The sequence below is a fragment of the Streptomyces sp. NPDC051822 genome (assembly GCF_044452745.1).
Lineage (GTDB): Bacteria > Actinomycetota > Actinomycetes > Streptomycetales > Streptomycetaceae > Streptomyces.
The window spans coordinates 35085-51987 of sequence record NZ_JBITBZ010000010.1 but is presented as its reverse complement, the minus strand read 5'-3'; the positions used below and the strand labels follow the sequence as shown (position 1 = coordinate 51987).

General features: G+C 70.9%; 14 protein-coding genes and 3 pseudogenes. 10 read left to right on the top strand and 7 right to left on the bottom strand.

Annotated elements, in window-relative coordinates:
* Nucleotides 1–186 precede the first annotated feature (186 nt).
* Nucleotides 187–465 (bottom strand): annotated as a pseudogene (locus tag ACIA8N_RS26960) (alcohol dehydrogenase catalytic domain-containing protein); the annotation flags it as partial.
* 99 nt (nt 466–564) lie between these two features.
* Between ACIA8N_RS26960 and ACIA8N_RS26955 the strand changes: the two are divergent.
* From ACIA8N_RS26955 to ACIA8N_RS26945, 3 genes and pseudogenes are all read left to right on the top strand, one after another.
* A pseudogene (locus ACIA8N_RS26955) lies at nt 565–1073 on the top strand (cupin domain-containing protein); the annotation flags it as partial.
* Nucleotides 1074–1304: 231 nt separating this feature from the next.
* The gene (locus ACIA8N_RS26950; RefSeq protein WP_399416810.1) at nt 1305–1499 is read left to right on the top strand and encodes a helix-turn-helix transcriptional regulator; all 195 of its coding nucleotides are present in this window, start codon (nt 1305–1307) and stop codon (nt 1497–1499) included.
* Nucleotides 1500–1620: 121 nt separating this feature from the next.
* Entirely contained in the window at nt 1621–2091 is a 471-nt protein-coding gene (locus ACIA8N_RS26945) for a hypothetical protein (RefSeq protein ID WP_365785697.1), read from the top strand.
* A 22-nt stretch (nt 2092–2113) separates the two neighbouring features.
* On the opposite strand, the gene ACIA8N_RS26940 is transcribed toward ACIA8N_RS26945, so the two are convergent.
* Nucleotides 2114–2749, bottom strand: coding sequence for a DUF4232 domain-containing protein (locus tag ACIA8N_RS26940; protein WP_365785695.1), 636 nt, complete (start codon nt 2747–2749; stop codon nt 2114–2116).
* Nucleotides 2750–3043: 294 nt separating this feature from the next.
* On the opposite strand from ACIA8N_RS26940, the gene ACIA8N_RS26935 reads away from it, so the two are divergent.
* The 6 genes from ACIA8N_RS26935 to ACIA8N_RS26910 all read left to right on the top strand — a co-directional run bounded on the left by ACIA8N_RS26935 (nt 3044) and on the right by ACIA8N_RS26910 (nt 11305).
* Nucleotides 3044–3766 (top strand): 2-phosphosulfolactate phosphatase, encoded by a 723-nt coding sequence (locus tag ACIA8N_RS26935; protein ID WP_365785693.1) that lies wholly within the window; start codon nt 3044–3046, stop codon nt 3764–3766.
* 472 nt (nt 3767–4238) lie between these two features.
* On the top strand, nt 4239–5975 hold the full coding sequence (locus ACIA8N_RS26930) for a PP2C family protein-serine/threonine phosphatase (protein ID WP_365785691.1): 1737 nt from the start codon (nt 4239–4241) through the stop codon (nt 5973–5975).
* 171 nt (nt 5976–6146) lie between these two features.
* Entirely contained in the window at nt 6147–7667 is a 1521-nt protein-coding gene (locus ACIA8N_RS26925; RefSeq protein ID WP_365785688.1) for an ABC transporter substrate-binding protein, read from the top strand.
* The gene (locus ACIA8N_RS26920) at nt 7664–9397 is read left to right on the top strand and encodes an ABC transporter permease subunit (protein WP_365785686.1); all 1734 of its coding nucleotides are present in this window, start codon (nt 7664–7666) and stop codon (nt 9395–9397) included. Before ACIA8N_RS26925 ends, ACIA8N_RS26920 begins: the two co-directional genes overlap by 4 nt.
* A 127-nt stretch (nt 9398–9524) precedes the next feature.
* On the top strand, nt 9525–10511 hold the full coding sequence (locus tag ACIA8N_RS26915) for an ABC transporter ATP-binding protein (RefSeq protein ID WP_365785684.1): 987 nt from the start codon (nt 9525–9527) through the stop codon (nt 10509–10511).
* 152 nt (nt 10512–10663) lie between these two features.
* On the top strand, nt 10664–11305 hold the full coding sequence (locus tag ACIA8N_RS26910; RefSeq protein WP_365785682.1) for a dipeptide/oligopeptide/nickel ABC transporter ATP-binding protein: 642 nt from the start codon (nt 10664–10666) through the stop codon (nt 11303–11305).
* A 100-nt stretch (nt 11306–11405) separates the two neighbouring features.
* Here ACIA8N_RS26910 and ACIA8N_RS26905 read toward each other — a convergent pair whose 3' ends face one another.
* From ACIA8N_RS26905 to ACIA8N_RS26890, 4 genes and pseudogenes are all read right to left on the bottom strand, one after another.
* Nucleotides 11406–11918, bottom strand: a complete 513-nt coding sequence (locus ACIA8N_RS26905; RefSeq protein WP_365785680.1) for an N-acetyltransferase — start codon at nt 11916–11918, stop codon at nt 11406–11408.
* A 142-nt stretch (nt 11919–12060) separates the two neighbouring features.
* Entirely contained in the window at nt 12061–12483 is a 423-nt protein-coding gene (locus tag ACIA8N_RS26900) for a DUF6924 domain-containing protein (RefSeq protein WP_365785678.1), read from the bottom strand.
* Between the two features lie 145 nt (nt 12484–12628).
* Nucleotides 12629–13369: pseudogene (locus ACIA8N_RS26895) on the bottom strand (methyltransferase domain-containing protein).
* Nucleotides 13370–13582: 213 nt separating this feature from the next.
* The gene (locus tag ACIA8N_RS26890; RefSeq protein WP_365785726.1) at nt 13583–14923 is read right to left on the bottom strand and encodes a cytochrome P450; all 1341 of its coding nucleotides are present in this window, start codon (nt 14921–14923) and stop codon (nt 13583–13585) included.
* Nucleotides 14924–15285: 362 nt separating this feature from the next.
* Between ACIA8N_RS26890 and ACIA8N_RS26885 the strand changes: the two genes are divergently transcribed.
* Nucleotides 15286–16326, top strand: a complete 1041-nt coding sequence (locus ACIA8N_RS26885; protein WP_365785676.1) for a VWA domain-containing protein — start codon at nt 15286–15288, stop codon at nt 16324–16326.
* A gap of 23 nt (nt 16327–16349) precedes the next feature.
* Here the strand turns inward: ACIA8N_RS26885 and ACIA8N_RS26880 are convergent, their stop codons facing one another.
* A complete protein-coding gene (locus ACIA8N_RS26880) occupies nt 16350–16886 on the bottom strand; it encodes a kinase (protein ID WP_365785675.1) in 537 nt (178 codons plus the stop codon).
* Nucleotides 16887–16903: the final 17 nt, after the last annotated feature.

Below are 16903 nucleotides of genomic sequence, written 5' to 3'. Positions count from 1 at the left end.
CGGACAGACGGTGACGCCACCGCACCATTGATCAGCACCCGCTGCCCCGTGGCCACCTTCCCGTGCTCGAACACCGCCTGCCACGCCGTCAGTCCGGCAACGGGAAGTGCCGCCGAGAGGGACGGAGTCCGGCGCCATGACCAGTGTGGCGGCGGACGCACGTACGTACTCCGCGGCCGCGCCGCCGCCGTCGAGCCGCCCGATGACCCGGTCGCCGACGGCGAACCCCTCAACCCCCGGGCCGATCTCGGCCACGGTGCCGGCGACGTCCCAGCCGAGCGTGTAGGGCAGGTCCACAGGGAGGAACGCCTGCAGCATGCCGACGCGCAACGCGGCCTCGGTGGGATTGAACGAGGTCGCGGCGACACGGACGAGCACTTCTCCGGAGGCGGGTCGAGGCCGGGGAACATCGTCGTGGCGGATCACCGACGCATCGCCGAATTCGTGGATGCGTACTGCCTTCATCATCGTCATGCCGCGAATCTAGGGCTGCGCAGGGAGACGATCCATGCGTCATGATCCCCCGTCCATACGCGTACGTCTCGCCCCCGTATTCTCCAGCGCATGGACGTACTCAGCGATGTGATCGCGGTGACGCGGACCGGACGGGCCCGGTCGGCGCACGTGCGGTGGCATGCCCCGTGGGGACAGGAGTTCACCTCCGTCCCGGGTTCGGCGGGCTTCCAGGTGGTCCTGCAGGGTTCCTGCCCGCTGCAGGCTTCCGACGCGGATCCCGTGCAACTGGGCCTCGGAGACGTGGTGTTCCTTCCGCACGGCAGCGGACACACCTTGGCCGACAGTCCCGAATCCCTGGTCACGGCTCCTGCCTGCGGCCCCGGCGACCATCAGCTGTCGGAGCCCTACGCCTCGGACCGTGTCGACCGGAGCGAAGGTGGCGGTCCGGTCACCACCGTGCGTGCGGGGCCTATCAACTCGACCCGTCCCGGGCCCACCCGCTGCTGCGGACCCTTCCGGATCTGATCCACCTGCCGGCCCACGCGGTTCACCGTCCCGAGTTGGGCTCAGCTGTACAGCTCCTGGCCGCCGAGGTGGAGAACCCGCGCCTGGGCACGGACGCGGCCGTCCCTGCACTGCTGGACACCCTGCTGCTGTTCATCCTGCGGATCTGGTTCAGCGAACAGCCCTCCCGTGGCGACGACACCGGCTGGGCCGCCGCGCTGAACGACCCGCCGGTCACCGCCGCCCTCCACGCCATCCACCGTGACCCCGCATCGCCGTGGACCGTCGCGAAACTCGCGGCGGAAGCCGGACTCTCCCGGGCACCGTTCGCCAGGCGGTTCGCCATGCTGACCGGCCAACCGCCCCTGGGCTACCTGACCTGGTGGCGGATGACCACGGCAGCGCGACTGCTGCGCACATCGGACGCACCGCTGAGGTCCATCGCCGCCCAGGTGGGCTACACATCGGAGTTCGCCTTCGCCAACGCGTTCAAGCGCACCCACGGGACGGCACCCGGCATGTACCGGCGAGGGAGCTGAACCCGAAGGCCGCGGACCAGTCAGACGGGAACGCGGCGATGCACCGCGCCGCCGCCCGCCAAGTACCGGAACTGTGGCCTCCGCCATAGCCCTTGAGGTCTCCCGCTGATGAGGTCGGCGGATGATGATCCTCGCGCTCCTCATCGCCGCGGCCCTCGTATGCTTCGGGCTCGCCGGATACGGTTTCGGCCGACTCGGGCAGATCGGGGTACGCCGGGCCGACCGGCAGACCCGGCTGAGGTGCGCGGCCGCGTTGACGGGCGCGGCTGCCGCGGCCGTGTACGCGTGGGGCCTCTTGAACCTCGGCGTGGCGATGTTCGATACGGACGACAGCGGCACCGACGCCTTCCCCATCCGGCCCTGCCGGACGGCGGGCGCCCCGGAGGCGGCAGCGGATGTCGTGGGCCACCGGATCGAGTACCTGCCGCCCCGGTACGTCTGCCTCCGGCGGAGCGGCGAGAGCTACGCGACCGACGACGTTCCCGGCTTCGTCGGCCCAGGCACGGTGGGCCTCGCAGCGATCGCCGCCCTCTGCGCCCTCCTCGCCGGCATGACGCCGTCGGCCTCGCCTCCGAAGTCCCCCGGGCAATGAACCAGGCCGTACGCGGGCCTCGCTACAGGCTCAGCGCGTCCTCGGCGTCGTTCATCCATGCGGTGACGGAGTTGGCGTCGGAGACGTGCAAGTCGGGTGTCGGGGCCTTGAGCGGGACCTGCTTCAGGTCGGACTCCGTGTTCATGGTCATCGCGATCGAGGAGACCGTCTTGCTCTTGGTGTCCTTGAGACCGCCCATGAGTCCCGCGTAGGCGGACTGGCCCGGCGCCAGCCGGATGGCCTCCTCGATGCCGGGGGCCGTGCCGCGCTCCGTCGCCCGCCCGTCCAGGTCACCGAAGGTCACGACCGGGTGCCCGAGCACCCGGCACGGCTTGCCCGACTTGTTGGTGATCTTCAGCAGGTAGCTGCTCGTCGTGGGCTCGGCCAGGCTCGCGGTGAACGTCACGTCGTACGTGCTGCAGGGAAAGACGTCGTAGTCCGGGTCGGTCGACGGCACCGTCGTCGTCGGCTTGGCGGGCGGGGTGGGCTTCGGCGGTCCGACCGGCGCGGAGGGCGAGGCGGATGTGGAGGCGGAGGTGGTGGGCGTCGCGGTCGGCACGTCGCTTCCACCCCCGGCGGTGTCGTCCGAGGGCCCGCAGGCGGTGAGGGCCAGTGTCGACATGGCGACGAGGGCGATGGCTCTGTGAACGGTACTCATGGTGGTCTCCCCCGATGGCAAGGAACGAACTGCGCTCTCTGGGCTCCAGGTTCGCGCGCGTGCTTCACGGTTTGGTGACGGTGCCTTGCCGAATTCACCACGGTTCACCCCGAGGCACGACGCCTCGCTTCAGTGGGTCTGCCGCCGGGCGCCGCGGTGCCCTTCGGTGCTCTTCGCGGGGACCGCCCCAGCGGATTCCCGTGCGGTGACTGAGCGGGCGGGCCCCAGAGACGCCCATGTGACGTGGACCACTCTCCGGGTGCTTCGGGGCGAACCTGCGCGATCATGATCGCAATGGATACTCGTTTCCTTGGCACCGCCGAGCTGACCGAAGCCCCGTCCGTTGCTGTCGTCATCGACGTCATGCGTGCGTTCACCGTGGCCGCCTGGGCCTTCGGCCAGGGAGCGGAGAAGATCGTTCTCGCCGAGTCGCTGGACGAAGCCCTCGCGCTCAAGGCCGCCCATCCGGACTGGGCAGCACTCAAGGACGGTCCGGCGGTACCCGGGTTCGACATGGTCAACTCGCCGGGCATGCTGCGGTCCATCGACCTCGGCGGCCGGACCGTCGTACAGAAGACCACCGCCGGCACGGTCGGCGCCCTCGCGGTCAAGGACGCCTCGCTGGTGCTGTGCGCCGGTTTCGTGGTGGCGGAGGCGACGGCCCAGGCCCTGCGGACACGCGAGTGCGACAGCGTGACGTTCGTGGTCACCGGCGAGGACGGGAAGGCCGACGAAGACCTGGCGTGCGCTCAGTACATCGCCCGGAGAGCCACCGAGCCCGGAACGAACGCCACCGAGTCCGGGACGGACGCCGCCGAGTACCTCCACCGCGCCGCCCGGTCGCGCGCCGCCGCCGAGCTGACGGAGGGAGTACGCCAAGGAGTCCATCCCGATGACGTCGCGCTGTGCCTTGAAGTAGACCGGTTCCCCTTCGCCATGATCGCGGCCCTGGAGGACTCACTCATGGTCCTCCGCCCGTGCGCCGCGCCTGCGCCGGGCGACATCAGTCCGGTCTGATCACCGGGCCGGGCCGGGCCGCCGGCGTCGTATCCGGGTCGTCCCGCCGGCACCACCGGGGTCCCACCGGCACCACCGGGGCCCCACCGGCTCATCGAGAACGCCCGAGCCGTCGCCACCCGACTCGATCCGTCAGCGGCTAGTCGGTGGAGTGCGGGCCCCTCCTGGCTGCCGCCCTCCCAGGGCGTGCCACAGAAGGGCGTGGGTTCGTCGCGGTCCGTGAAGCTCGGTGCCGTCACGTCCGAAGGGCCCGCAGCGGCTGCTCCTGCGGTCGGCCGGCCGCCTCGGGCCGCTGTGCATGAAAGGCCGGAGCCCGGGCAGCCGCTGTCCTGGCGGCCGGGGGCGGGCCAGCCGCTCAGCGGTGGCCGGGGCCGGTATCCGTACCGGTCCCGGGGTCTGTCGAGTGCCCGTGGAACCGAGCAGCGGCGTGGCGCCGGGGCGGGGCGCGCCGTGTGGGTCGTGGAGGCGGATGATGAGTTTCCCCCTGCCCGACAGTGTCGATGCCCTCAAGGCCACGATCGGCCGCGAGATCTCCGCACTGCGCGCCGCCGTACGGCGCAGTTCAGAGCAACCCCTCGATGGGCCGGTCGGCACGGATCTGGCCTCACCGCTGCAGTCGCTGTCGCTCACACCGCCCTCGGACACCGACGGAGCACCGCCCTGCCTGTGTCACAGCCACGAGCCCGGCAGTAGCGGAGCGTGCTCTCTGCTCGCCGCGATCCCCGCCTCGGCCGTCCTGCTCGAGCCGGTGCGTGACGACGCCGGCACCCTGCTGGACTTCCAGATCGTGGCCGGCAACCGGGTCCGGTCCGCGCACTGGCTGGAAGCCCCCCACCAGCAGGTCGGCCAGCGTTTCGTAGAAGCGCGGCCGGGCGCGGCGTCCTCGGGTCTGCTGGCCGCCCTGGCGGACGTCATGGACACAGGCATGCCCCTGGAACGACGGGTGGCGGACTACACCGAACAACGCCTGGGCCGGATCCATCGCGTTCCACTGCTGTACTCCGCGGCACGCTGCGCCGGACAGGTACTCGCCACGTGGCAGCCCGTACAGAGTCAGGCGGAACTCCTCACCATCGACGCCCAGTTCCTGGCATCGATGGGGTGGGGAAACTGGGACCTGCTGTCAGGAAAGATCACCTGGTCGGAAGGACTGTGCCGGATCTTCCACGCCGACATCCGCATGCCATGGACACTGGAGCAACTGTGCGACGCGCTGCTTCCCGACGACCTCACCGCACTCGCCGAGTTCCTCACCTCCGTACTCGCGGGCGAGGAACCCGCCTGGACGCGGATCCGGTTCGTCATCCTCGGTGAGCTTCGGACCCTCGACCTCCTGGGACGACCGGTCACCGGAACGGACGGCAGAGCGTGGGCCCTCAACCTCGTCGCCCGTGACCTCACGCCGCAGATCCGCAGCCGACGACGACTGGCGGAGACCGAACGGGAGACGGACCTCCTGCGACGCCGGACCGAAGCCGAACGAAAAGTCGCGGACGCCCTACGCGAAGCGCTTCTGCCCACGCACTCCGAAGCGCTCGCCGCGGTCGGACTGACCGTCGCGGCCTCCTACCGTCCCGCCGAACCCGACGCCGCGGTCGGCGGCGACTGGTACAAATGCCGACTCCTGCCCGACGGCCGCGTACTCATCGCCATCGGCGACGCCTCCGGACACGGGCTCGACGCCGTCGCCCGTATGGCCCAGCAGCGCCACGCCCTGGCGGGCCTCGCACAGACCGGTGCGTCCGCAGGCGAGATCACCACATGGCTCAACGAACTCGTCTGCAGTGACCCGGCGGGGCACACCGCCACCGTCGTCGCCGGCCACCTCGACCACGACAGAGTCCTGCGGTGGACCAACGCCGGGCACCCCCCGCCCCTTCTCCTGCGTCAGGGACAGACCCGACCGCTCCAGACCCCGCAGCCCGACCCCCTGCTCGGCGCACTCCCCGGCTACACCTACACGACCACCACCACCGCCCTCCAGCCGGACGATCTCCTGGTCCTCTACACCGACGGCATGGTCGAACGCCGCGACGAGGACATCACCCAGGGGATCAACCGACTCACCGACGCCATCACCACCTCCCCCACACACAAACCCGAACAACTCATCAACACCCTCCTCGCCGCACCTTCCACCTCACCCCGGCACGACACCGACGACCCCCATGCCGACGACACCTGCATCCTGGCCATTCACCTCCGATGACCAGCCGTCGGCGCGGTGGGAACGGGCATCCACGCATACCCGCATCCCCGCATCCCCGCATCCCCTGAATGAAAACGATTGTCATAATGCTAAGGTCGTTGCCTCGTCAACCTTCCCCCTTCCCTCACGAGGCCTTCCTTGTCCACGCCGTCCATGCCGCCCGCGCCGTCCATGCCCGAAAACACTCGCTCGCCCCGCCGCCCGCTGCGGCGGCTCCGGCTGCTCTCCCTTCTCGTCACCGGAGCAGCCGCCACCCTGATCACCGGATGCTTCTCCGGCGGTGGGACCTCCGCCCAGGGGGACGGCGGCGGGCGGTTGCGCCTGGCGATGATGCAGCCGCCACGGTCGGGGCTCTCACCCCTGTCGGACGACGCCTTCAAGCTGTCGCGCTGGTCCACCGCCGAGACGCTCGTCAAGCTCGACGAGGACGGCGACGCCCGGCCCGCGCTCGCCACCGGGTGGAAGCAGAGCGGGCGGACATGGACGTTCACCCTCCGGCAGGGCGTGACCTTCCACGACGGCACGGCCCTCACCGCACGCTCCGCCGTGACGTCGCTGACCACCGCCGCCCACGCCTCCCCCAAGCCCCGCATCCTCGACGGCGTCGACCTGACCGCACGGGCCACCGGGTCCCACACCCTCACCGTCACCACCGCCGGGCCCGACCCCCTCCTGCCGCACCGGCTCAGCTCGCCGCAGCTGTCGATCCTGGCCGCCAAGGCCTACCTCGGGAAGACCGTCAGCCCGGTCGGCGCCGGCACCGGCCCGTTCGAGATCGTCGCCGTCAACGGCGTCGCCTCGGCGCGGCTCGACCGTTACGACCGGTACTGGGGCGGCAAGGCCAAGGCCTCCGGCATCGACGTGAGATTCGTACCCGACGGCACCGCGCGAGCCGCCGCCCTGCGAAGCGGCGAGGCCGACATCGTCGAGGCCGTACCGGTCTCGCAGGCCGGTCTCATGGACCGGAGACTGATCACCGAAGTACCGATGCCGCGTACCAACACCCTGTATCTCAACACCCGTTCCGGCCCCTTCAGGGACGCGCGTCTGCGGGCCGCGGTTCGCGAGGCCGTCGACGCCCGGCAGATCGTCAGTGGCGTCTACGAGGGCAGGGCCGACGTCGCCCGAGGGCTGCTGGGCCCGGCACTGCCCTGGGCCCCCGCACTGCGCGGCACCCCCGAGCGCGCCGCGGCCACCGCTCCCCACGGAGCCCGGATCACCATCGGCACCTTCACCGACCGGGCCGAACTGCCGGAGGTGGCCCAGGTGCTGCAGCAGCAGCTGCAGGCCGCCGGCTTCCAGGTCACCCTCGACATCCGCGAGTACGCCCACATCGAGGCCGACGCCATGGCGGGCAAGTTCGACGCCTTCATCCTGTCGCGCGCCACGGTCCTGGACTCCGGGGATCCCGCCGCCTACCTCTTCAGCGACTTCGCCACCGGCGGCTCCTTCAACATCTCCCAGCTCGCCGACCCCGCCGTAGACCGCGCCCTGAACACCGCCGCCCGGACCCCGGCCGGCGACGCCCGCCGCCGCGGCATCATGAGCGCGGAGGCCGCCGTGCTCTCCACCGACGCCGCCATACCCCTGCTCCACGAACGCGTCATCCAGGGCGACGCCGCGAACGTCACCGGCGCCGCGCACGACCCCCGCGAACGCGAACTCATCACGCTCGACACCTTCGCCAGGTGAGGGCGACCGCCGCGCGGGCCGCCGCGCTCACCGCCGTACTCGCGCTCACCGGTCTGCTGCCATGGCTGTCCGGCACGGATCCCGCCCTGAGCCTCCTGCGGGCACGATCCGCCGAACAGGAACCCACCCCCGAAGCGCTGGCCGCCATCCGCACCGACCTCGGTCTCGACACCGGCCCCGTCGCCCTCCTCGGCCGATGGGCCGCCGGACTGCTCCACGGCGACCTGGGCGTCTCGTGGGTGTCGGGCACCGAGGTCCTGCCCGCCGTCCTCGCCGGTCTGCAGGTATCCCTCACTCTGATGGGCGCCGCCGCCGCGGTGGCACTCCTGACCGGCGCGGCCCTGGCCGCACCGGCAGCCCTGCGAGGCCGGGTGGGCACCGGAACAGCGGCCGCCGCACTCGCCGCCCTTCCCGAGTTCCTGCTCGCTCTCCTCCTGCTGATCACGGTCGGCGTGTGGCTCGGCCGTCTCCCCACCTCCGGCTGGACCGGCCCCGCGCACCTCGTCCTCCCCGCCCTCGCCCTCGGTGTCCCCGCCGGCGCGCTCCTCGGCCGGCTCGTCGCAGAAGCGCTGCCCGCCGTACTCGAGGAACGCTGGGTGGAACTCTGGCGCGGCGCCGGCACCAGCCGTCGGTACGTCACCACGGCAGCCCTCCGGCGTGCCCTGCCCCCGCTCATACCGCAGTTCGCCATGGTCGCCGTCGGCCTCACAGGCGGCGCCGTCGCCGTCGAGACGGTGTTCGCGGTCCCCGGACTCGGCCGTACCGCGCTCGGAGCGGCCAGATCCCAGGACCTGCCCCTGCTCCAAGGCTCCGTCCTCGCCCTGCTCACGGTCGGGCTGCTCGCCGGCGCCGTCGGAGCCGCCGTACGCCGCCGTCTCCTCGGCCCCGCGCTGCGCGACGCGGGCCTGACCCTGCCCACCGCCCGCCCAGCGCCCGTGCCCACGGCCGTACCCGTCGCGCTCGGCGCCGTGCTCCTCACCACCATCGGCTGGGGACTGCTGCGCGAGCCCTACGCCATCCACACCACCGCCCGGCTCGCCGCACCCTCCGCCGCGCACCCGCTCGGCACCGACGCGCTCGGCCGCGACGTACTCGCCCGGCTCGGGCACGGCGCGGTTCCCACGATCGGCACCGCCGCCGCTGTGTGCCTCCTCGCGTGCCTGATCGGACTCCTCCTCGGCTTCCTGCCCGACACCGCCACCGGATTCGCCGACGTCACCAACGCCCTGCCCCCCGTCGTCGCGGGAATCGTGGTCTCCGCCGTCACCGGGCCCGGCACCGGCGCCGCCGCCCTCGCCGTCACCCTCACCGCCTGGCCGCCCCTCGCCTCCCACGCCGCCGCGCTCACCCAGGAGATACGGGCCTCCGCCTTCCTCACGGCCCAGCGCGCCATGGGCGCGAGTCCCCTGTGGATCCTCAGCCGCCACGTACTGCCCGCGGTCGCGGGCCCCCTCGCCCGCCACGCCGTCCTGCGACTGCCCGGAACCGCCCTCGCCCTGGCCTCCCTCGGATTCCTCGGCCTCGGCGCCCAACCACCGACCCCCGAGTGGGGCCTCCTCCTCAACGAGTCCGCGGACTACGCGGAACGCGCTCCCGTAGCCGCCCTCGCACCAGCGGTCGCGCTCGCCCTCCTCGCCGCACTCGCCGCACTCGCCGTCACCCTCGCCGGCATGACGACACGCCGCCACACGACGACCTCTCAGCGAAAGACCCTCTCCCTTGCCCGCTGACAGCCGCAGCCCCGCCCCCTCCTGTGCCACCCGCGGCGCGAAGACCCGCAACCCGGCCGACCAGGAGACTCATCCCTCGGTCCCCGGGCATGCCCTTCCCTCGGTTGGTCTCAATTCTCTTCCCTCGGTGACCCCGGCCGCTCTTCCCTCTGTCCGCGGGGAGGCTCTTCTCCCGGTTGGCGGGGAGGCTCTTCTCTCGGTCCGCGGGCTGCGCGTCCGCCTCGGCGGCGTCGACGTGGTCCGCGGCGTCTCCTTCGACGTCCACACCGGCGAAGTCCTCGCCCTGACCGGCGAGTCGGGAGCCGGCAAGTCCCTGACGGCCCGCGCCCTGCTCGGCATGCTCCCGCGGGAGGCCACCACCGACGGCACCGTGCTCCTGCACGGCACCGCCGTGACACCGGCCGACCGGGGTAGCCGCATCGCGATCGTTCCCCAGGACGCGCTCTCCGCCCTCTCCCCCGTCCACCCCGTGGGCGAACAGATCGCGCTGGCCCTCCGTTCGGTCCAGGGCCTGACCCGAAAGGACGCCCGCAGTCGCGCACAGCAGGCACTGGCGGAAGTCGGCGTCCCCGCCACCGCGTCCCGCGCCCACCCTCACGAGCTCTCAGGCGGAATGCGCCAACGAGCCGTGATCGCGCTCGCGACCGTGAACGCCCCCGACCTCCTCGTCGCCGACGAACCGACCACCTCACTGGACCCGACCACGCGGGACGCGGTCCTCACCCTGCTGCGCGAACGATGCACAGCCACGGGCGCCTCCCTGCTGCTGGTCACCCACGCCCTCGACACCGTACGCAGCCACGCCGACCAGATCGCAGTGATGTACGCCGGAACCATCACCGAATACGGGCAGACGGACCACGTCCTCAACCGCCCTCTGTCCCCCTACACCACGGCGCTCCTCGCCTCGCTCCCGACAGCCGACACGCCTCCACGGACCCGGCTGCCCACCCTCCCCGGCAGGGCACCGGCCCCGGGCGAAACGACGGCGGGCTGCGCGTTCGCCCCCCGCTGCCCGCACGCCACCGACCGCTGCCACACACAGCGCCCCGAGGCCCGCAGCCTCGACAACCGGATCATCACCTGCCACAACGCCGCTCTGGAGACCAGATGAACCCGCCGGTCCCGGCCACACCGCTGATCGTCGCGGACTCCCCTGGTCCCGACACCGGCTCCCCCGCGCAACCGGCGCCCTCTGCAGAGCCCCTGGCTCGCCCACACGCGGGGCCGGCCGCGCAGCCACTGCTCAGCGTCCGTGACCTGGTCGTGCGTTATGGCACCACCATCGTGGTCGACGGCGTGTCGTTCGACATCCACGCCGGCGAAACCGTCGGACTCGTAGGGCCGTCGGGCTGCGGGAAATCCTCCACCGCCGCCGCCATCCTCCAACTGCGCCGTCCCCACGGCGGAGAGGTCCGGTTCGACGACGTCGACCTCACCGCACTCGACGAACGCCGACTGCGCCCCGTCCGACGGCGATTGCAGCCCGTCTTCCAGGACCCCTACGGCTCCCTCAGCCCCCGCCAGCGCATCCAGGACCAGATCGCCGAACCGCTACACCTGAACGGCCGCTGGTCCCGCTCCGCAGGCCCCCGGCGAGTCGCCGAACTCCTCGACATGACCGGCCTGAGTCCAGCCCTCGGCAGTCGATTCCCGTACGAACTGTCCGGAGGTCAGTGCCAGCGCGCGGGTATCGCCCGGGCGCTGGCGAACACACCTCGACTACTCGTCCTCGACGAACCGATATCGGCCCTGGACGCCTCCCTGCGCGCGGGCATCCTCAACCTCCTCCTGGACCTCCAGGACAGCCTCGGTCTCAGCTACCTCTTCATCTCCCACGACATCACCGCAGTCCGGCACCTCAGCCACCGCGTACTCACCATGCACGACGGGCGACTCGCCGAATAACTGCACGGAGCATCCACCGGGATGTCCACCGTGGCCGGGCCGGCAGCAGGGCGACCTGCGGCGGAGCCGCCGGGTGGCGTGTGCTGGCCAACGCGGGAACTCACCGCAGTTGGCTGTCGGGATGCTCCGGCAGGGCGAGCCAGTCCGACCAGGAGATCTCACGGCCGAGGAAGCGCGGCTGCTCGAACGGCCAGTCGGCGGCGATCCACCGCGGCACCAGCGCGTCGAGGGCCTGCTCGACCTCGCTGCCCACCAGCTCGTCCACCACCCACCAGGAGATCTCGCCGTCCGCGCCGGCCCTCGCCGGTGGGTCGACGTAGACACAGCCGAGCAGAGCTGTCTCCGCCGCGTCGAACAGCGCGTAGTTGAAGGACTGGTGTGCGGCGATCTCCTTCTCGTGCCGCAACAGGTCGGCCTCGTCGGCCTCGTAGGTCATGGTGGCCGCGGGCCAGCCCCAGGCCGGGCCGAAGATGGTCCACAGCCGCTCGCGCGAACCCATCACAGCCGGATAGTCGAGCGGGGTGTCCGCCTCCCGGATCGGCCGCAGGTGATGGCCACCGCCCGGCAGCGGTACCAGGACGGGGTGGACGAAGTCATCGGGAAGCCAGCTCATGGCGCCGACCGTAGCAGCGCGCGGCCGGTCCGCTCCCCTGGATTCTCCCCGCATACCGCCAGGCCCGCTCTCATGCCGGGCAGGCCCCCGATCACCCCATCGAGACTCCCGTTCGATCGACAGACTCACGACGATGAAGTCGTCAGCCCTCGTCGAAGCCACGGAAGGTCCCTGACCCGTCGGCAGCGTCGGCGTATTCCGCGAAGTCCATGTTGGCGATGCTGAGGTTGGCCGAGATGTCAGGGAACCACCGGGCCGGGACCCTGAACGCCCGCCCGGGTTCGTGCGACAGGTCCACGGCCAGGAGCGGGTGATCCGGGTCGTTCATCGTGGTTGCGTCCGCCAGAAACACGTCGCCGATCTGGTCGTCCTCGTCGGCGGCGGTCTCCTCGTCCAGCAGCGCCTGGACCTCCACGCCGGCAAAGCGAAGCTCGCTGACGTACGTGGCATGGGGGTACTCTCCGGCGGCGTCCAGTGCAGCTCGAACCGCGTCCCAGGCTCTGTCGTCACCGAAGTCGGTACGCAGGACCAGCGATGTCAGGTCATCAGGCTGAGGAAGAGGCATCTTGTGATCCTCTCACTCGACACCGACCGCTACCGAAGGTGGAACGTCGGCCGGGGCCCGAGCCGGCTCGGGTCTGGGCACGCAACGCTGGGTCTTGGAGCAAGCGATCCCCCCACGGCCGGCGTTGACGGCCCGGTCGCCGACCTCAGGTCGGCTTGCGCCACACGGAGATGTGCTTCGCGGAGTCCTGGGTGAACGGAGACCCGTCCCAGTCCGCGACGCGACGCTCCAGCTCGAGCCCGGCGATCCGCGCCATCAGGTCGAGCTCCGCCGGCCAGGCGTACCGGTGCCGGGAGTTCTCGCGGCGGTAGCGGCCGTCGTCGCCGTCGCGGGTGAAGTGGTGCGAGACGAGCATCTGCTCGACCAGGTCGAAGGTGTCGAAGCCGAGGTGCTGCTGGGAGACGTCGAACGGCACCGCGACCTGGCCGGGTGGCAGGAGCCGCAGTGGCGGCACACCCAGCTCGATGACGAAGCGGCCACCCGGCTCCAGATGCCGTGCGGCGTTGCGGAAGCACTCGACCTGCTCGTCCTGCGTGAGCAGGTTCGTGATGGTGTTGTAGACGAGGTAGACCACGGTGAACTCGCCGGGAACGACGGTGGTGGCCATGTCCCCGATGACTACCGGGAGAGAGCCCTCGTCGATCTTGCGCCGCAGCACCGCTGCCATGTGCTCGGACAGTTCGATGCCCGCTACCGGCACGCCGCGTTCCCGGAGCGGGACGCCCACTCGTCCGGTTCAGATGGCGAACTCCAGTGCCCGGCCGTCTCCGGCGAGCTCGGCGAGGAAGGTGAGAGTCGGTCCGAGAACGGCATCCGAGGACGCTTCGGCTTCCTCGGCGTCGTAGCGGTCGGCGGTCGCGCGGGTCCACAGTTCACTGCTCGTCACGGGTGGCCACTGTGCCGGGTACCGAGGGGCGCTGTCGACGCATTTACGTTCTCCGCGGCTCAGCGGGCACCGCCCACAACTCGTCTCGGGACCGGATTCTCCCGGTCCCAGAAGGGCTCACCGGTGCCTCCTGGGCGGGAACGGCGCGCGGCGTACCCGTACGGGCGCGGTCCCTGCACCTTCTCGGGCAGATGCCGGCCGAAGTGGCGCACGTCAGGGGTGGTCTGACCTGAGGTGTTCGGTCGGTGCGGGTGGTGCGGTGCGGGGGTGGGCCTTCATGTGGAGGTCTCGGAGTTCGAGGGTTACCGCCGCTGCCAGCCGGCCTCGGTGGGTCGGCATGTGTTCCAGGCGCCATCGTGCGGCGATGGTCGCGAGGGCGAGGGTGGCCTCGGTCATGCTGAAGGAGTCGCCGATGCATTTGCGGGCGCCCGCGGCGAAGGGGAGGAAGGCGTGGCGGGGCGGTTGGGGGTGCGGGGCGGCCCAGCGATCGGGGGCGAACGTTTCGGGATCGGGGTAGAGGTCGGGCCGGTGGTGGATGAGGTAGGGGCTGTAGGCGATGTTCGTCCCCGCCGGCAGCGCGTACCCTCCGAGGTGCGTGTCGGCGGTGACCACACGGGTGAAGAACCAGCCCGGCGGGCGCAGTCGGAGGGTTTCGGTGATGACGCGCTCGGTCAGTCGCAGGCGCGGCAGGTCGGCGTGGGTGGCCGGGGCGCCTGCAAGGACGGTGTCGACCTCGGCGTGCACGCCCCGCTCGACTTCCGGGTGGCGGGCCAGCAGGTCCAGGGCAGAGGACAGCGTGGCGGCGGTGCTCTCGATGCCGGCCAGGACGAAGGAGACGACCGTGTCGCTGATCTCGGCGCCGGTCATGCCGGGCCGGTCGTCCTCGGGGTCGTGGGCCGCCACCAGGGCCGAGAGCAGATCGCCGTAGTCGGCGCCGTCGGCGCGGCGCTGGGCGATGATGCGCCCGACGGTGTCGTGGAGGCGGGCGCGGGCGGCGAGGTGGGCGCGGTTGCCCGGGGTGGGCAGACGGTCCAGCGGCGGGATCAGGAACATGCGCTGATAGAGGCTCTTGACCACGGTGGTGACATCGTCGACCAGCCGGCCGTGCGCGGTCGAGGGCAGGGTGTCGGAGAACAGCGTCGCCGTGATGATTCTGGAGCTCGTCGTCATCATCTCGGCGGGGACATCGAGGATCTGGCCGGGGCTCCAGGAATCGGTCGTCTCCTGCACGCAGCCGGTCATGGCCCGTGCGTAGTCCGGAAGCCGGGACTGGTGGAAGGCCGGCTGGGACAGCCGCCGGAGTCGGCGGTGCGCCTGGTGCCGGCAGGAGACCACTCCGTCGCCGATCACCTCTCGTAGGCGGTCGTAGAGCGGGCCGCCCTTGTCGAAGACCCGGTCGTCCAGCAGAGCACGCCGGGTCAGTTCCGGATCGCAGATCACGATGACGGCGAGGGGGCCGAGCCGGATGCGGACCAGCTCGCCGAGGTCGGGCAGCGAGTTCAGGAACGCCAAGGGATCGCGCAGCAGCGGAACGACGTGCCCGATCAGGGGCAGCGCGCGGGGTGCGGTGGCGATCGAACCGACGTCCTTCAGGGCACACCGCGGTTCCCCTCGGCCGGTCCCCTCGCCGGGCGACGCTGGGCAAGGACGTCGTCCGTCCGTCGGCACGGCATCCGGCTGCGGCGCTCGGTGGTCATCTCGCTCATCCACTCGTCGTATCTAACGCAGCCTTCGCCGTCCCGTGCGTCCCGGCCGGGAAGCGGCAGGTCAGCGTCCGTCACCCGGATCGTTGCCGGGTTGACGAGCCGTGGCTCGGCTCCGCCGGGCGGGCGCTTCAAAGGGGTTGGCACTTCTGATCGATTGTCAGTGGTGGGTGAGACGGTAGGAACATCGATCCGGAAAGAGGGGGAGTCGCCTTGTCCGTGACCCAGAACTACATCAACCACGTCGCTCTCGTGCTGGACGCCAGCTCGTCCATGTCGCGGCTGAGCAGCAAGGTCGTCGAAGTCGCCGACCAGCAGATCGCCTACCTCGCCCGCCGGTCCAGGGAGCTGGACCAGGAGACCCGCGTCACTGTGTACGTGTTCGCGGACAAGGTTCAGTGCGTCATCTACGACAAGGACGTGCTGCGGATGCCGTCCCTGAAGCAGCTGTACCGGGTCGGTGGAATGACGGCCCTGCTGGCGGCCGCCCTGAAGTCGCAGGGGGAGCTGGCGCAGACGGCCCAGCTGTACGGGGACCACAGCTTCCTGACGTTCGTGCTCACCGACGGGCAGGAGAACGCGAGCCACCGCTGCCCGGGTGCCCCCTCCAAGGAGCCCGGCGAACTGGTCCGGGCCGTGGCCGAGATGATCGAGACGCAGAAGGACAACTGGACGCTGGCCGTCCTCGTTCCGGACCAGATGGGCAAGCGCGAGGCCATGCAGTACGGCTTCCCGAAGGACAACATCGCCATCTGGGACGCCACGAGCACCCAGGGCCTCGAAGAGGCCGGCCAGGTCATCCAGGAGGCCACCGAGAAGTTCATGGTGGGCCGCACCAAGGGCATCCGGGGGTCCCGGGCCGTGTTCTCCGCGGGTGCGGAGGCGGTCAACAAGGACACCATCAAGGCGGCCGGCCTCACCCCGGTGAAGGCGTCGGACTACCAGCTGATTCCGGTGGCCCGTGACGCGGGCATCCGGGACTGGGTCGTCGAATCCGGTCACACGTACCGCACCGGTGGTGCCTTCTACCAGCTGAGCAAGCCGGAGAAGATCCAGGCCCGGAAGCAGATCGCGGTCCTGGAGAAGCAGACCGACCGGGTGTACACCGGGCCCGAGGCCCGGGCCCTTCTCGGTCTGCCGGACGTGGAGGTACGCGTCAAGCCGGACCACAACGACGAGTTCACGATCTTCGTGCAGAGCACCAGCGTCAACCGGAAGCTCGTGTCGAACACACGGCTTCTGCTCATGAACTGACCTGACCTCAGCTGATGTGCGGGTCAGTGTTCCCGCTCGGGGAGCCGGTCAAGGCCGGTGTCGCGCATGATGCGTTCGACCGTCTCGTGCACGGTGCTTTCGGCGCCGATGACGGTTTCGACGGCGCCGGGCAGCATGTCCCGCTCCCGGTACCAGGCGCGTAGTTCCGGCTCGCCGAACTCGCTCGCGATCGGCTTGGTGGCGTGCCGCGCGAGGGTCTCCTCGAACGGGACGTCGAGGTAGTAGCCGTGGGTCGGGCCGTTGTGGTCGGCGCGCAGCCGGGCCAGCATCTCGCCGTAGTGGTCGGCGTACAGGATCCCTTCGACGACGACGTGGTATCCGGCGTCCAGGGCGTAGCGGGCGGTCAGGTCGATCAGGCCGATGTTCGCCGCGCCCGGCCGGTCCCGTTCACGCAGGACGATCCGGCGGAGGTTGTCCTGGCCGACGAGAGCCAGGCCGCGGCCGAACCCGTCGCGTATGCCGGCCGCGACGGACGACTTGCCCGAGGCGCTGTTGCCTCGCAGCACGATCAGCCTCGTGTCCTGGGTACCCACCGTCATCCTCGCGAGGCTACCGG

Excerpts from the sequence above, each read along its gene's own strand:
- ACIA8N_RS26950 (WP_399416810.1), top strand. The coding sequence starts at position 1,305 with ATGCTGACCGGCCAACCGCCCCTGGGCTACCTGACCTGGTGGCGGATG.
- ACIA8N_RS26945 (WP_365785697.1), top strand. The coding sequence starts at position 1,621 with ATGATGATCCTCGCGCTCCTCATCGCCGCGGCCCTCGTATGCTTCGGG.
- ACIA8N_RS26940 (WP_365785695.1), bottom strand. The coding sequence starts at position 2,749 with ATGAGTACCGTTCACAGAGCCATCGCCCTCGTCGCCATGTCGACACTG.
- ACIA8N_RS26935 (WP_365785693.1), top strand. The coding sequence starts at position 3,044 with ATGGATACTCGTTTCCTTGGCACCGCCGAGCTGACCGAAGCCCCGTCC.
- ACIA8N_RS26930 (WP_365785691.1), top strand. The coding sequence starts at position 4,239 with ATGAGTTTCCCCCTGCCCGACAGTGTCGATGCCCTCAAGGCCACGATC.
- ACIA8N_RS26925 (WP_365785688.1), top strand. The coding sequence starts at position 6,147 with ATGCCCGAAAACACTCGCTCGCCCCGCCGCCCGCTGCGGCGGCTCCGG.
- ACIA8N_RS26905 (WP_365785680.1), bottom strand. The coding sequence starts at position 11,918 with ATGAGCTGGCTTCCCGATGACTTCGTCCACCCCGTCCTGGTACCGCTG.
- ACIA8N_RS26900 (WP_365785678.1), bottom strand. The coding sequence starts at position 12,483 with ATGCCTCTTCCTCAGCCTGATGACCTGACATCGCTGGTCCTGCGTACC.
- ACIA8N_RS26880 (WP_365785675.1), bottom strand. The coding sequence starts at position 16,886 with ATGACGGTGGGTACCCAGGACACGAGGCTGATCGTGCTGCGAGGCAAC.